Source organism: Micromonospora sp. CPCC 205561, assembly GCF_036906775.1.
Classification (GTDB): Bacteria; Actinomycetota; Actinomycetes; order Mycobacteriales; family Micromonosporaceae; genus Micromonospora.
Map to the genome: position 1 here is coordinate 20468 of NZ_JBAKHV010000045.1, position 13630 is coordinate 34097.

Here is a 13630-nt window from a genome sequence, read left to right on the forward strand (position 1 = left end):
GTGGGCGCGGCGCCGCGTACCTGTCAGGATTGACGATGGCGTGCGTGCGGGCCGGCCTGCGGCCCGCGGCGGCGGGCGGAGTCGGAGCCCGCGCCAGCGCCCGCCGGCTCCCAGTCGCAACCTACGGAGGTAGCCCGCACCGTGGCCCAGTACATCTACGTCCTGGAAAAGGCGCGCAAGGCGCACGGCGACAAGGTCGTGCTCGACAACGTGACGCTGAGCTTCCTGCCGGGGGCCAAGATCGGTGTGGTCGGCCCGAACGGCGCCGGCAAGTCCAGCCTGCTCAAGATCATGGCAGGACTGGACCGCCCGAGCAACGGTGAGGCCCGGCTGATGCCCGGCTACACCGTCGGCCTGCTCGCCCAGGAGCCCCCGCTCAACGACGCCAAGACCGTGCTCGGCAACGTCGAGGAGGCGGTCGCCGAGACCAAGGCCAAGCTGGAGCGGTTCAACAAGATCGCCGAGCAGATGGCCACCGACTACTCCGACGCGCTGATGGAGGAGATGGGCAAGCTCCAGGAGGAGCTGGACCACGCCGACGCGTGGGACATCGACTCCAAGCTCGAACTGGCGATGGACGCGCTGCGCTGCCCGCCGCCGGACGCCGACGTCACCCAGCTCTCCGGCGGCGAGCGCCGCCGGGTGGCGCTCTGCAAGCTGCTGCTGGAGGCGCCCGACCTGCTGCTGCTCGACGAGCCCACCAACCACCTGGACGCGGAGAGCGTCTCCTGGCTGGAGCAGCACCTGGCCAAGTACGCCGGCACCGTCATGGCGATCACCCACGACCGGTACTTCCTCGACAACGTGGCCGGCTGGATCCTGGAGCTGGACCGGGGCCGGGCCGTCGGCTACGAGGGCAACTACTCCACCTACCTGGAGAAGAAGGCGGCCCGGCTGGCCGTCGAGGGCCGCCGCGACGCCAAGATGAAGAAGCGCCTCACCGAGGAGCTGGAGTGGGTCCGCTCCAACGCCAAGGCCCGCCAGACCAAGTCCAAGGCCCGCCTCGACCGCTACGAGGAGATGGCCACGGAGGCGGAGAAGACCCGGAAGCTGGACTTCGAGGAGATCCAGATCCCGCCGGGCCCGCGCCTGGGCAACACCGTGATCGAGGCGCGCGACCTGACCAAGGGCTTCGGCGACCGGGTGCTGATCGACAACCTGTCCTTCTCGCTGCCGCGCAACGGAATCGTCGGCATCATCGGCCCGAACGGCGTCGGCAAGACCACCCTGTTCAAGACCATCGTCGGGCTGGAGCAGCCGACGGCCGGCGACGTCCGGGTCGGCGAGACCGTGTCGCTGTCGTACGTCGACCAGAACCGGCAGGGCCTGGCCGGCGACAAGACGGTCTGGGAGGTCGTCTCCGACGGGCTCGACCACCTGATGGTCGGCAAGGTCGAGATGCCGTCGCGGGCCTACATCGCGGCGTTCGGTTTCAAGGGGCCGGACCAGCAGAAGCCGACCAAGGTGCTCTCCGGCGGCGAGCGCAACCGGCTCAACCTGGCGCTGACGCTGAAGATCGGCGGCAACGTCATCCTGCTCGACGAGCCGACCAACGACCTGGACGTGGAGACCCTCTCCAGCCTGGAGAACGCGCTGCTGGAGTTCCCCGGCTGCGCCGTGGTGATCTCCCACGACCGGATGTTCCTCGACCGGGTGGCCACGCACATCCTGGCCTGGGAGGGCGACGACGAGGACCCGGCGAAGTGGTTCTGGTTCGAGGGCAACTTCGAGGCGTACGAGAAGAACAAGGTCGACCGGCTCGGCGCGGAGGCGGCCCGCCCGCACCGGGTGACCTACCGCAAGCTGACCCGTGACTAGCAGCGCGGACCGCCGCCGATCATGAGCGATCGCTTCGTATACCACTGCACCCTGCGCTGGTCCGACCTGGACGCGTACGGCCACATCAACAACTCGCGCTTCCTCACCCTCTACGAGGAGGCGCGGGTGGCGCTGATGTTCGCCGGCGGCCGGGCGTGGGGGGTGGGCTCGTTCGCCGACGGCGTCGTGATCAGCCGGCACGAGATCGACTACCTGCGCCCGGTCGAGTACGCCCTCGGCCGGGCCACCGCCGAGGCCGCCCCCACCGTCCGCATCGAGCTGTGGGTGGAGGAGATCCGGGGGGCCTCCTTCACGGTCGCCTACGAGCTCTTCGACGGCGACGTGCTGGCCAGCCGCGCCCGTTCGGTGCTGGTGCCGTTCGACCTGACGCGGCAGCGGCCCCGGCGGATCACCCCGGAGGAGCGGACGTTCCTGCTCACGTACGCGCCGCAGGGCGGGGTGGCGTGACGGCGGCCGGCGGAGCGCCGGCCGCCACGGCGGGCGCCGGCGGCGGCCACGGGATCGCCGACGCCGCGGACGCGGGGGCCTTCCTCGCCCGCCTCGTCCGGCTGGAGCGCGCCGCGCCGGTCCGACTCCGGTCGGCCGACGTGGCGGGGCGGACGGCCCTCTGGGGCCGCCTGCCGTGGGGCGTGCTGGTCGTCCGCACGGTGGCCGGCCCCGGCCCCGGCGACGCCACGGTCGCGGCCGGCGAGCTGCTGGCCGTGCTGTCATCGGGCGGCGGGGCCCTGCCGGCGCGGCGGGACGAGCAATGGCGGTGGCCGTTGCCGCCCACGAGGAGCCGCCGGGTGGAGACGCTGCCGGGCGGGGAGCTGCGGCGGATCGCGGCGGCGGCGGCGGGCGCGCTGCGCGAGGCGAGCACGCACGGGGTGGCCGGGCGGGCCGTCGGGCAGCGGGCGCTGCGCGACGCCCTGCTCGACCACGTGCCGGTCGTGGTCACCCCGGACGACCCGTCCGGCGAGCCGGTCGAGGTGACCCAGCGGATGGTCCAGGGGATGGTCCGGATGGGCTTCCTCGGCGTCGCCGGGGAGGGCGCCGCGGCGGCCGGCGACTGCGACGTCCAGGTGCGGGTGGCCGGCCGTTGGGTCGGTCTTGTGGGACCGTACGGAGCGACATGGTCGCAGAAGGCCACGGATCTTGCCGTGCGACCCCTCTGAGTTCATCCGTTCGGATGACCCGTGGTCGTTCTTCTGTCCTGGTGCTGCCGTTGGGGGGGTGCCTCAACCCGGCTGTCCGGGTACCGTCCATCCTCGGATCCAACGCACCGTAGGCGATTGGATCCGCTGGGGAGTGAGGTGCGCGAGCGATGCCGTGGTGGTCATGGCGCCCCGGTCCCGCCAACGGCGGCGACGAACCGGAAGGGCGGAGTGGGATCACAGTGGAGGGCACCGTCCGGGTCGGACCGCCGACCCCCCGTCAGCCGGGAGACGACTGCACACCGGCGGAGCGAGCCGTGATCGCGGACATGCCCGCCGCCACCGTGGAGCCCGTCACCCTGGGTCGGGTCCGGGACGCACTCGACCTGCTCGACGTGCGCTACCTGGCCGACGGCGACGGCAACCTGCTGGCGATGTGGGAGCGGCACGCCGTGCTGGTCACCCTGGAGGGCCCGGAGGACGAGATCCTGGTGATGCGGGCCCGTCCACACGCGACGGTCCCGCCGGACTGGGCCGACCGGGCCTACCGGGTGGTCAACGAGTGGAACCACACCCGCCGCTTCTGCAAGGCCTACATCGGCGACCCGACCGAGCGCGGCCAGCTGCCGATCTACGCGGAGCTCCAGGTGCCCTTCGGGGCCGGGGCGCACGACGCGCTGCTGGTCGAGATGCTCGACTGTGGCGCGGCGGTCGCCACCAGCTTCGTGGACTGGCTGCACGACGAGGGCGCCCTGCTCTGAGCCGCCCGTGGGCGGGCCGCGACCACGGCGCCCCGGCGGGCGGGCCGGGGCGCGCGCCCGGGTCGGGCCGGCATGCGGTCGTACCCCGGGCGGGCCGGCTGCCCCGTGGGCGCCGGCCCGGTCAGGCCGGTCCCGCCGCCGGGTCCTCCATCGAGTTGACCATGAAGTACGCGGCCCGCTCCAGGTAGTCCCAGAGCGCGGTGGCGATCTCCGGCGGCAGGTCGAGGCGGTCGACGGCGCGGCGCATGTGGAGCAGCCACGCGTCCCGCTCGGCGGCGCCGATCCGGTACGGCGCGTGGCGCATCCGCAGCCTCGGGTGCCCCCGCTGCGCCGAGTACGTGTTGGGGCCGCCCCAGTACTGCATGAGGAACAGCGTCAACCGGCCGGCGGCCGGCCCGAGGTCCTCCTCGGGGTACATCGGGCGAAGCAGCGGGTCGGCGGCGACCCCGACGTAGAACTCGTCCACCAGCTTGCGGAAGGTGGGCTCCCCGCCGACCGCCTCGAAGAGGGTCATCGACGCACCGGGACGGTCGGATTCACCTGCGGCATTCACCGTTCCATCCTGCCAGGTGCCGCGGCGCCCGGGCGGGGGGTGGCGGCTGTGGGCCGGCTCACCGTGTGCCGCTGGCGTCCCGCCTCGCCGGGGCGACCGCCCACCGGCCCGCCGACCCGCCGGGCCGGTCGTCGTCGGGTCGCTCCTGTCCCTCCGCCCCGCCGGTCGTGCCGGCCGCCGGCTCCGCCGCGCCCGCCTGCCGCGGGTGCGCCCCGCCCGGCGTCTGGGCCATCGAGACGGCCGCGTCGATCGTCGACCTGCTCGGCCAGCGCAGGGCGGCGAGCGACATCAGCAGGACCCCCACCGCGCTCCACACGCCGACCACGACCGGGATCGAGTACCGCTCGGCCAGCAGCCCGGTGACCAGTACGGCCGTGCCCTGGATCACCTGCACGCCGGTCGCCATCACGCCGAAGGCGCGGGCCCGGAAGCCGTCGGGCAGGGCGCGGACGAAGAGGCCGTTGGCCACCGGCAGCATGCCGGCGACCGCGAAGCCGCACGCCGCGGCGAGCAGCGCCACCACCAGCGGCGGCGGGTTGAGCAGCGCGGGCACCAGGGCCAGCGGCGAGAGCACCGCCAGCGGCCGCATCAGGCTCAGCCGGCGGTCCGGCCCGAACGCCCGGCTGACGACCAGGCCGCCGAGGATGAAGCCGACGGGGTTGGCCGCCATGATGACCGCCTGGGCCACGCCGGCGTCCATGCCGCCCGCGTGCTCGCCCGCCCACGCGGCGGCCAGCCCCTCGGGAACCACGGAGAAGAGCATGGCGGTGAAGACCAGGACGGCGATGGCCCGCAGCACCGGGGTGCCGAACACGATCTGGAAGCCCTGGGCGGTCTCCCGCAGCAGGTGGCTGCGGTGCGCGGCGGTCATCGCGGGCGGCCGGTCCGCCACGCCGAAGCGGACCAGCGCCGCCGAGAGGGCGAAGGTTGCCGCGTTCACCAGCAGCGCGGCGGTCGGGTTGAACGCGGCGATGGCGGCGCCCGCCAGGTAGCCGACGACCTGCGCGGCCTGGCCGACGCTGCCGTTGAGCGACAGCCCGAGCACCAGGCGGTCCCCGGTGAGGATCAGGGGCAGCAGCGCGGACTTGGCGGCCTGGCTGGGCGGGTTGGCAAGGGTGGTGGCGAAGAGCAGGGCCAGGACCAGTTCGACCGGCACGCCGGGGATGGCGATGCCCACCATCAGCGCCATCCGGGCCAGGTCGCAGACGACCATCACCTGCCGGTAGCGGTGCCGCTCGGCGAGCGTGGCGAGCAGGGGGCCGCCGACCAGCCACGGCAGGTAGCTGACCGCGAAGGCGGCGGCGGAGAGCGCGACGGACCGGGTCTCCTCGTAGACCAGCAGGGTGACCGCGGCCTTGGCGATGTAGTCGCCGATCCAGGAGAGGGCGCTGGCGGCGAAGACCGCAGCGTACTCACGATCTGCGAACACCTCACGGAAGGTTGCCGGCCCTTCCGGGGATGGTCGCTCGTCGGGCACCGTCGCCTCCATCGTTCCCCTGGGCGGGCCACTCGTGGTGGACGGCCGGGAACTGTCGTCAGATCTGAGGATCAGCGAGGACGTGAGCACGCTCCGGGGAGCGCGTGCACCGGATTCTGCCCGATGCTCCGACGAGTGGCTAGGGCGAACGGGTTGATCGTCGCATCCCCGACTGAACGAACGGACGATACCCGAGGGGCCACCCGGCTCGCGACCCCCGCCGCCCGTCGCTCCGGCGGCTCAGACGGCGCCGCCCTGACCGGTCTCGGCGGGGGGGCGCTGCGGCAGGCCGGGGTAGAGCCGGGCCGCGGCGATCTTGGCCGTGATGCCGGAGTTCTCCAGTGCCTCGGCCAGCCGCCGGCGCAGCTCCCGGCCGACCGCGAACTGGCCGTCGGCGGTCGTCTTGACCACCGTACGGATGACCGCGCCGTCGACCGTCATCTGCTCCACGCCCAGCACCTCCGGTGCCTCGACGATCTCCGGCGACAGCTCGGGGTCCATCGACATCGAGGCGGCGGCGGTACGCAGCACCGCGGTGGCCTCCTCGGTGCTGGCGAAGCCGATCGGCAGGTCGACGACCACCAGGGCCCAGCCCTGGCTCTTGTTGCCGACCCGGACGATCTCGCCGTTGCGGATGTACCAGAGCACGCCGCGCCCGTCGCGGACGGTGGTGACCCGCAGCCCGACCGACTCCACCACCCCGGTCGCCTCGCCGAGGTCGACGGTGTCGCCGACGCCGTACTGGTCCTCGATGAGCATGAACAGGCCGGCGATCAGGTCCTTGACCAGGCTCTGCGCGCCGAAGCCGAGGGCCACGCCGGCGATGCCGGCGCTGGCCAGCAACGGGGCCAGGTCGAAGCTGAACTCCTTGAGCACCATCAGCAGCGCGATGCCGAAGATGAACGCCGTGCTGAGGCTGCGCAGCACGGAACCGATCGCCTCGGCGCGCTGCCGGCGCCGCTCCGGGACGAACTCGCCCGGCTCGACGGCGGCGGTGGGGATCCGTTCGCGCAGCGGGCGCAGCATGGTCGGCACGCCCGCGTCGGTGGTGGTGCGCACCAGACGGCGGATCGTCCGGTGCACCAGCCAGCGGGCGGCGATCGCCAGCAGCAGGACCAGCACGACGCGCAGCGGCTTGAGCAGGATCCAGTAGCTGCCCTCGGCGAACCACACCGAGCCGGTCATCTCGTAGACGCCCTTGCAGAGGGTGTCGTCCAGGCAGGTCGGCGACGGATCCGTGTCCGGCACCTCGACGGCGGGCAGGGCGGGCGGCGTCAGGCTGGCAGCGGTCACCCCGTCTTCGTACCGCACCGGGCGGGGCCGGACGCGGCCGACCCTCCGCACGGTGACCGGGCGCCCGCCCGACGCGGGGCGCCGCCGGGGCGTCGCGGGTGAACCGGTCATCCTGACACGGCCGGGGATCGCCTTCGGAGGGACCCCGGATTAGTACGTGCAATCCGGGGGCCGATCAGGGACGATGGGCGCACGGACGTCGGTGATCCGCTCGGCGTCGGCCGTGGTGGGTCGCTGTGCCCGATCCCGGCCGGCGGCGGCGGGCAGGGGCCGCTGAACCGGGAGGGTGAGCGCGATGCCTGACATACGACCCACGGTGGGCTCCGGTGCGCTGGTCCTCAACGCCACCTACGAGCCGCTGTGCGTCGTGTCGGTGCGCCGTGCCGCCATCCTCGTGCTCTCCGCGAAAGCGGTCTGCGTCGCCGACGGCGAGGGCATCCTGCACAGCGCGCGTGACGCCCTGCCGGTGCCGTCGGTCGTCCGGCTCACCCGCTTCGTGCGGGTGCCCTACCGCACCCACGTCGGGCTCTCCCGCCGGGCGATCTTCGCCCGCGACGGCTGGCGCTGCGCCTACTGCCGGGGCCCCGCCGAGACCATCGACCACGTCTTCCCGCGCAGCCGGGGCGGCCGGCACGCCTGGGAGAACGTGGTGGCGGCCTGCGCCCGGTGCAACCACACCAAGGGCGACAAGACGCCGGCCGAGCTGGGCTGGCGGCTGCACGCGCTGCCGGCGGCCCCCAAGGGCACCGCGTGGCGGGTGCTCGGCCACCGGGCGCCGGATCCCCGCTGGGCGGACTGGCTCGACCTGCGGGAGTCCGAGGCTGCCTGATCCGCCCCGCCCGTCGCGGGCCCGACGCCGCCTTCGCGGGCGGATTCGCCGATCACTCCGTGCGGGCGCGGACCAGGGACGCGAAGACCACGACGTTGTCGGCGTACCCGGTCTGCCCGCCCACCCAGCGTCCACCGCAGGTGATCAGGCGCAGCCGGGGGCGGCTGAAGTCCCCGTAGACCTCGTCGACCGGCAGCCGGTCCTTGTCGAAGCGCTCGACCGAGTCCACCTCGAAGACCGCCACCGAGCGGTCCTGCCGCGCGACCTCGATCCGGTCGCCGTCGCGCAGGTCCCGCAGCCGGTGGAAGACCGCCGGTCCGGTGGTGGTGTCGACGTGCCCGACGATCACCGACGGACCGTACTGCCCGGGGGTCGGCCCCCGGTCGTACCAGGCGGCCTCCTGGGCGCGGGCGGCGTCGGGCACCGCGATACTGCCGTCCGTCGCGATCCCGACGCCGTGCACGGGCGCCCGGACGTCGATCGGGTCGATGGCGATCCCGACGGGCCGGCTGGCGGGCAGCACCGGGAACTTCTTCGGCGCGGGTCGCAGCCCCGCGAGGAACCGCTCCGGCAGCACGCTCACACCGGTGATCCGCTCCACCCCGAGCATCGCGATGATCAGTGCCATCAGCGTCCCGATCACCAGCACCGGCAGGCCCGGCCCTCGACCGGGGGCCGGGCGGCGACGCCCCGGCGGGACCCCGGGGCGCCGGGCGGGCAGCGGCCCGGCGGCCGGGTCGGTGGTGGCGACGCTCGCCGACACCGCCTCCCCGGCCACCCGGCGCAGTCGCCGGGAGGTCGCGAGGGCCGCCCGGCGCGCCGCCCGCGTCGCCCGCCGGGCGGTGGCCCGGACCCGGCCCGGATCCGATCCCCGGGTACGCCTCTGGGAGCCGGCCATGGCGACGGCGGGTCAGGAACCGGTCCCGGTCCGGCGGCGGTTGCCGAAGAAGCCGAAGCCCACGGCCAGGGCGACCACCGCGAGACCGCCGACCATCAGCATCGAGCCGGTGCCCGAGGCGCCGACGGTGCCGCCGCCCCCGGTCGCCGGCCCCTTGCTGGGCCGCTCCATGTTCAGCACCGTGAGCGTGGTGGTCGCCGTCCTGCCGTTGTCGCAGCGCAGGTCGACCGGGTAGTCGCCGGGCTCCTTGCTGCCCGGGATGGTGACCTGGCCGGTCAGGAAGCCGTTGTCCGGCCGGAGCACCACCGGGCCGCCGAAGGCGTCCGAGCGGACGCTGGCCTGGCGGTTGTTGGCGTCGTCGCAACCGGCCCGGATGTTCACCCGGGTGCCGTTCTGGGCGCTGTTGGGCACCACCTCGACGAAGGTGTTCTCACCCGCCCAGGCGGGTGCGACGGTCGTCAGGACGAAGGCCCCGACCAGCCCCAATACGGTCAGGGCGCGGGTCAGGGCACGTTGGAAAGCTGTGAGCACCGGCATGATCCCCCCTTCCGGTGACGAGCACCGGAATCCTCCCCGGGCAACAGGGCCTGCTTTCCCGCTGGCCAGGGGGCAAACCCGGGGCGGCTCAGCGCTGCCGGTCGGCGGGGGGCAGCGGGGTGACGTGCTGCCACTGCAACGGGGTGGAGAGCACCATCGTGCTGGACGGCTGGCCGTACGGGGCGAGTCGGTCGATGACCCGTTCGAAGTCCCCGATCGACCCGGCCGCCACCTTCAGCATGCTGCACGCGTCGCCGGTGATCCGGTGGATCTCCAGGATCTCCGGCCAGCCCGCCACGGCCGGGTCGTGCAGGATGCAGCGCGACCCGTAGCAGGACATCCGGATCAGCGCGACCACGGTGCGGCCGGCGCGGGTCAGGTCGACGTGGGCGTGGTAGCCGGTGATCACCCCGGACTCCTCCAGCCGGCGCACCCGCTCCGCGACGGCCGGCGGCGACAGGTGCACCCGACGGGAGAGCTCGCTGAAGGAGAGGCGCGCGTCGGCCTGCAGTTCCCGCAGCAGCGCCCAGTCCATGTCGTCCATGCGGCGACCTTACTTCCTCAAACCCGAATCCGACTCATGCCTTTCGCGCCGCAGGTCAGAGGCCGTGAGTGCCGTTGATCCGGCATTCCATCCGGCGGTTGCACCGAGAGATCATGGCGGTCGACCCGAAAACGCCGATCGTCGGCGGTCCGGGTGACGCACAGAGCAGAGGGAGGCACCGGTGGAGCAGACCGACCTGCGCGTATCCGCCCAGCCGGCGGTCCGCCCGGCGACCCCGCGGCAGCGCGCGGCCCGCGCGGCCCGCAACGGCGGCGAACCGACGCTGGAGTTCGCCGAGCGGGTGCCGTACGACGCGTACGTGCACGCCAGCACGCTGCACCGGTTGCAGCAGCCGCTGAGCAGCGACCCCGGCGAGATGTCCTTCCTGATGGTCAGCCAGATCATGGAGCTGTACTTCGGGCTGACCTGCCACGAGCTGCGCGAGACGCAGCGGCTGCTGCGGGCCGACCGCGTCTGGGACGCGCTGGCCCCGCTGCGCCGCGCCGCGCTGCACCTGGAGGGGCTGAACGCGGCCTGGAAGGGGCTGCGCTGGATGACCCCGGCCGACTTCAACCGGTTCCGCAACCTGCTGGGCGAGGGCTCCGGCTTCCAGTCGGCGATGTACCGGCACCTGGAGTTCCTGCTCGGCCTCCGCGACGAGACGCTGATCCGCCCGTTCCGGCGGCAGACCGACGTGTACGACGAACTGCGGGCCACCCTGGCCGCGCCGAGCCTCTGGGACGACGTGCTCGCCCTGCTGGACCGGCACGGCCACCACCTCCCCGCCGACCTGCTCGGCCGGGACGTCACCGCCGAGCACCAGCCGCACGCCGACGTGGAGGCGGCCTGGGTGCGGATCTACGCCGAGTCCGGGCCGGAGAACCACCTGCGGATGCTGGGCGAGGCGCTGACCGAGGTGGCCGAGCAGTTCGGCGACTGGCGGCAGCACCACGTCAAGGCGGTGCAACGCACAATGGGCGCCAAGGTCGGCAGCGGCGGCTCCGCCGGACTGGCGTGGTTGCAGCGCAGCATGGCCCGGGTGGTCTTCCCCGAGCTGTGGTCGGCCCGGACAGCGATGTGACCCGAGAGCGAGAGAACCACATGACCACCCCCGCACCCGATCCGTCCGGCCTCGCCGCCGGCGAGGCCGAGGCGCGCCGCCTCGACGCCGCCGATCCCGGGCACCGCCACCTCTTCCACGTCCCGCCGGCCGACGGCGGGCGCCACCCCGAGGCCGCGTACCTGGCCGGCAACTCCCTGGGCCTGCAACCCCGGGCCACCCGCGAGGAACTCCTCGCCGACCTGGACGCGTGGAGCCGGCTCGGCGTCGAGGGGCACCTGGAGGCGGAGCGGCCCTGGCTGCCGTACCACGAGCTGCTGACGGCGCCGGCCGCGCGACTGGTCGGCGCCGCCCCGGCGGAGGTCGTGGTGATGAACTCCCTCACCGTCAACCTGCACCTTCTGATGGTCAGCTTCTACCGCCCGGCCGGGGCGCGCACCAGGATCGTCATCGAGGACAGCGCCTTCCCCTCGGACAGCTACGCCGTGCGCAGCCAGGCCCGGTTCCACGGGCTCGACCCGGACGCCACGGTGGTCCGGCTGCGCCCGCGCGCCGGCGAGGACAACCTGCGCACCGAGGACGTGACCGGCTTCCTGGCCGCCGAGGGCGACACGGTGGCGCTGTTGCTGCTCGGCGGGGTCAACTACCTCACCGGCGAGCTGATGGACATCCCGACCATCACCGCGGCCGGCCGCGCGGCGGGGGCGGTCGTCGGCTGGGACCTGGCGCACGCCGCCGGCAACGTCCCGCTGGCCCTGCACGACTGGGACGTCGACTTCGCCGCCTGGTGCTCCTACAAGTACCTGAACTCCGGTCCCGGCGCGCTGGCCGGCGTCTTCGTGCACGAGCGGCACCTCGGCGACGCGGACCTGCCCCGCTTCGAGGGCTGGTGGAGCACCGAGGCGGCCACCCGGTTCGAGATGACCCCCGTCTCCCGGCCGCCGGCCACCGTGGAGGCCTGGCAGATCTCCAACCCGCCGATCTTCGCGATGGGACCGGTGCGGACCTCGCTCGAACTCTTCGACGCCGTCGGGATGCCCGCGCTGCGCGAGCGCAGCCTCCGGCTCACCGGCTACCTGGCGGGGCTGCTGGACGAGGTCACCGCGAACCGCCCGCTGACGGTGGTCACCCCGCGTCAGCCGGAGCGGCGGGGCTGCCAGCTCTCCGTCCGCATCGGCGCGGGCAGCGCGGCCGGGCTGGCCAAGCGACTGCGGTACGAGCACGGTGTGATCGCCGACGCCCGGGAGCCGGACGTCATCCGGTTCGCCCCGGTACCGCTCTATTCCACGTTCCACGACTGCTGGCGGGTCGCGGAGGCGCTCGCCGCCACGGTGGAGGTGCACTCATGACCGATCAGCGGAACGAGATCGCGGTGGTCGGCGCGGGGCTGGCCGGCTGCCTGCTGGCCTGCTTCCTGGCCCGGCGCGGCTATCCGGTGGCGCTCTACGAGCGGCGGCCCGACCCGCGTACCGGCACGGTGGAGCGGGGACGCTCCATCAACCTGGCGCTCTCCGAGCGGGGCCTCGACGCGCTGCGCCGGATCGGCCTGGACGAGCAGGTGCTGGCGGACGGGCTGCCGATGCGCGGCCGGATGATCCACCCCGTCGACGGCGAGGCGCAGTTCCAGTCGTACAGCGCCGCCGGTGACCGGGCGATCAACTCGATCAGCCGGGGCGCCCTGAACAACGCGCTGCTGGACGCGGCCACCAGCCTGCCCGGGGTGCGGGTCGCCTTCGACCACCGGCTCGTCGGGCTCGACCCGGCCAGCGGCGAGATGACCTTCGAGACCCCGCGGGGGCCGGTCGCGGCCACCGCGTCGGTCGTCCTCGGCGCCGACGGCGCCGGCTCGGCGGTGCGCGGGCAGCTGCTGGCGTACGGGTTGCTGACCGAGAGCGTGGACTTCCTGGACTACGGCTACAAGGAGCTGACGATCCCGCCGCTGGGCGGGGACTTCGCCCTCGACCCGCAGGCGCTGCACATCTGGCCGCGCGGCACCTCGATGATGATCGCGCTGCCGAACCCGGACCGCTCGTTCACCTGCACACTCTTCTGGCCGACCCACGGCACCGCCAGCTTCGCCTCGCTCGGCAGCCCGGCGGCCATCGAGCGGCACTTCGCCGAGCACTACCCCGACCTGCCGCCGCTCGCCCCGGGCCTCGTCGACGACTACCAGCACAACCCCGTGGGCGTGCTCGGCACCGTCCGCTGCACCCCGTGGCAGGCGTACGGCAGGGTCGGCCTGCTCGGCGACGCGGCGCACGCCATCGTCCCCTTCTACGGCCAGGGCGCGAACTGCGCCTTCGAGGACGTGGTCGAGCTGGACCGCTGCCTGGACGAGTGCGCCGACGACTGGTCCCGGGCGCTGCCGCTGTTCCAGCAGCGGCGGCAGGAGAACGCCGAGGCGATCGCGCAGATGGCGCTGGCGAACTTCGTGGAGATGCGGGATAAGGTCGCCTCGCCGCTGTTCCAGGCCGGCCGGAAGGTCGAGCACACGCTGGAGCGGGTGCTGCCGGGCCGGTACGTTTCCCGCTACGAGCTGGTGTCCTTCTCGACCACCCCGTACGCCGAGGTGCGCCGCCGGGTCCGCCGGCAGCACCGGGCGCTCGGGGTGGTGGCCGCCGGGGCGGCCGCGTTGCTGGCCGGCGCGGTCGGCCTCACGATCAGCAGAGGGAGGCGTCGATGACCGTGACCTGGGATCCCCGGCTG

General features: G+C 73.6%; 14 protein-coding genes. 8 read left to right on the forward strand and 6 right to left on the reverse strand.

Going from position 1 to position 13630, the window contains the following annotated elements; all coding sequences use genetic code 11:
• Positions 1-141 precede the first annotated feature (141 nt).
• The 4 genes from ettA to V6V16_RS21380 all read left to right on the forward strand — a co-directional run bounded on the left by ettA (position 142) and on the right by V6V16_RS21380 (position 3733).
• Positions 142-1818, forward strand: coding sequence for an energy-dependent translational throttle protein EttA (gene ettA, locus V6V16_RS21365; RefSeq protein WP_334564674.1), 1677 nt, complete (start codon positions 142-144; stop codon positions 1816-1818).
• A gap of 21 nt (positions 1819-1839) precedes the next feature.
• Positions 1840-2286, forward strand: coding sequence for an acyl-CoA thioesterase (locus tag V6V16_RS21370; RefSeq protein WP_334564675.1), 447 nt, complete (start codon positions 1840-1842; stop codon positions 2284-2286).
• Complete coding sequence (locus tag V6V16_RS21375) at positions 2283-2993, forward strand: hypothetical protein (protein WP_334564676.1); 711 nt, start codon at positions 2283-2285, stop codon at positions 2991-2993. Before V6V16_RS21370 ends, V6V16_RS21375 begins: the two co-directional genes overlap by 4 nt.
• A gap of 149 nt (positions 2994-3142) precedes the next feature.
• Positions 3143-3733, forward strand: a complete 591-nt coding sequence (locus V6V16_RS21380) for a YbjN domain-containing protein (RefSeq protein WP_334564677.1) — start codon at positions 3143-3145, stop codon at positions 3731-3733.
• 121 nt (positions 3734-3854) lie between these two features.
• Here the strand turns inward: V6V16_RS21380 and V6V16_RS21385 are convergent, their stop codons facing one another.
• From V6V16_RS21385 to V6V16_RS21395, 3 genes are all read right to left on the reverse strand, one after another.
• A complete protein-coding gene (locus V6V16_RS21385) occupies positions 3855-4247 on the reverse strand; it encodes a globin (protein WP_334564678.1) in 393 nt (130 codons plus the stop codon).
• A 97-nt stretch (positions 4248-4344) separates the two neighbouring features.
• Positions 4345-5775 (reverse strand): MFS transporter, encoded by a 1431-nt coding sequence (locus V6V16_RS21390; protein WP_334564679.1) that lies wholly within the window; start codon positions 5773-5775, stop codon positions 4345-4347.
• 228 nt (positions 5776-6003) lie between these two features.
• Positions 6004-7056, reverse strand: coding sequence for a mechanosensitive ion channel family protein (locus V6V16_RS21395; RefSeq protein WP_442934124.1), 1053 nt, complete (start codon positions 7054-7056; stop codon positions 6004-6006).
• Between the two features lie 295 nt (positions 7057-7351).
• On the opposite strand from V6V16_RS21395, the gene V6V16_RS21400 reads away from it, so the two are divergent.
• Entirely contained in the window at positions 7352-7885 is a 534-nt protein-coding gene (locus tag V6V16_RS21400) for an HNH endonuclease (protein ID WP_334564683.1), read from the forward strand.
• 52 nt (positions 7886-7937) lie between these two features.
• On the opposite strand, the gene V6V16_RS21405 is transcribed toward V6V16_RS21400, so the two are convergent.
• From V6V16_RS21405 to V6V16_RS21415, 3 genes are all read right to left on the reverse strand, one after another.
• Positions 7938-8783 (reverse strand): class F sortase, encoded by an 846-nt coding sequence (locus V6V16_RS21405; protein WP_334564685.1) that lies wholly within the window; start codon positions 8781-8783, stop codon positions 7938-7940.
• Between the two features lie 12 nt (positions 8784-8795).
• Positions 8796-9314 (reverse strand): hypothetical protein, encoded by a 519-nt coding sequence (locus V6V16_RS21410; protein WP_334564687.1) that lies wholly within the window; start codon positions 9312-9314, stop codon positions 8796-8798.
• A 94-nt stretch (positions 9315-9408) separates the two neighbouring features.
• Positions 9409-9864 (reverse strand): Lrp/AsnC family transcriptional regulator, encoded by a 456-nt coding sequence (locus V6V16_RS21415; protein WP_334564689.1) that lies wholly within the window; start codon positions 9862-9864, stop codon positions 9409-9411.
• 181 nt (positions 9865-10045) lie between these two features.
• Here V6V16_RS21415 and V6V16_RS21420 point away from each other — a divergent pair, with 181 nt between their 5' ends.
• Genes V6V16_RS21420 through V6V16_RS21430 form a run of 3 tightly spaced genes read left to right on the forward strand, consistent with a single transcriptional unit; the run spans position 10046 to position 13607 of the window.
• Positions 10046-10945, forward strand: a complete 900-nt coding sequence (locus V6V16_RS21420) for a tryptophan 2,3-dioxygenase (protein WP_334564691.1) — start codon at positions 10046-10048, stop codon at positions 10943-10945.
• Between the two features lie 20 nt (positions 10946-10965).
• Complete coding sequence (gene kynU / locus V6V16_RS21425; RefSeq protein ID WP_334564693.1) at positions 10966-12273, forward strand: kynureninase; 1308 nt, start codon at positions 10966-10968, stop codon at positions 12271-12273.
• Positions 12270-13607: an FAD-dependent oxidoreductase gene (locus V6V16_RS21430; protein ID WP_334564694.1), complete on the forward strand. Its 1338-nt coding sequence runs from the start codon at positions 12270-12272 to the stop codon at positions 13605-13607. The genes kynU and V6V16_RS21430 overlap by 4 nt, the downstream gene beginning before the upstream one ends.
• The last annotated feature ends 23 nt before the right edge of the window (positions 13608-13630 follow it).

Bases quoted from the DNA above. Each gene is read 5' to 3' on its own strand.
- V6V16_RS21400 (WP_334564683.1), top strand. From the start codon at position 7,352: ATGCCTGACATACGACCCACGGTGGGCTCCGGTGCGCTGGTCCTCAAC.
- V6V16_RS21370 (WP_334564675.1), top strand. From the start codon at position 1,840: ATGAGCGATCGCTTCGTATACCACTGCACCCTGCGCTGGTCCGACCTG.
- V6V16_RS21405 (WP_334564685.1), bottom strand. From the start codon at position 8,783: ATGGCCGGCTCCCAGAGGCGTACCCGGGGATCGGATCCGGGCCGGGTC.
- kynU (WP_334564693.1), top strand. From the start codon at position 10,966: ATGACCACCCCCGCACCCGATCCGTCCGGCCTCGCCGCCGGCGAGGCC.
- V6V16_RS21385 (WP_334564678.1), bottom strand. From the start codon at position 4,247: ATGACCCTCTTCGAGGCGGTCGGCGGGGAGCCCACCTTCCGCAAGCTG.
- V6V16_RS21380 (WP_334564677.1), top strand. From the start codon at position 3,143: ATGCCGTGGTGGTCATGGCGCCCCGGTCCCGCCAACGGCGGCGACGAA.
- V6V16_RS21415 (WP_334564689.1), bottom strand. From the start codon at position 9,864: ATGGACGACATGGACTGGGCGCTGCTGCGGGAACTGCAGGCCGACGCG.
- V6V16_RS21390 (WP_334564679.1), bottom strand. From the start codon at position 5,775: ATGGAGGCGACGGTGCCCGACGAGCGACCATCCCCGGAAGGGCCGGCA.
- V6V16_RS21430 (WP_334564694.1), top strand. From the start codon at position 12,270: ATGACCGATCAGCGGAACGAGATCGCGGTGGTCGGCGCGGGGCTGGCC.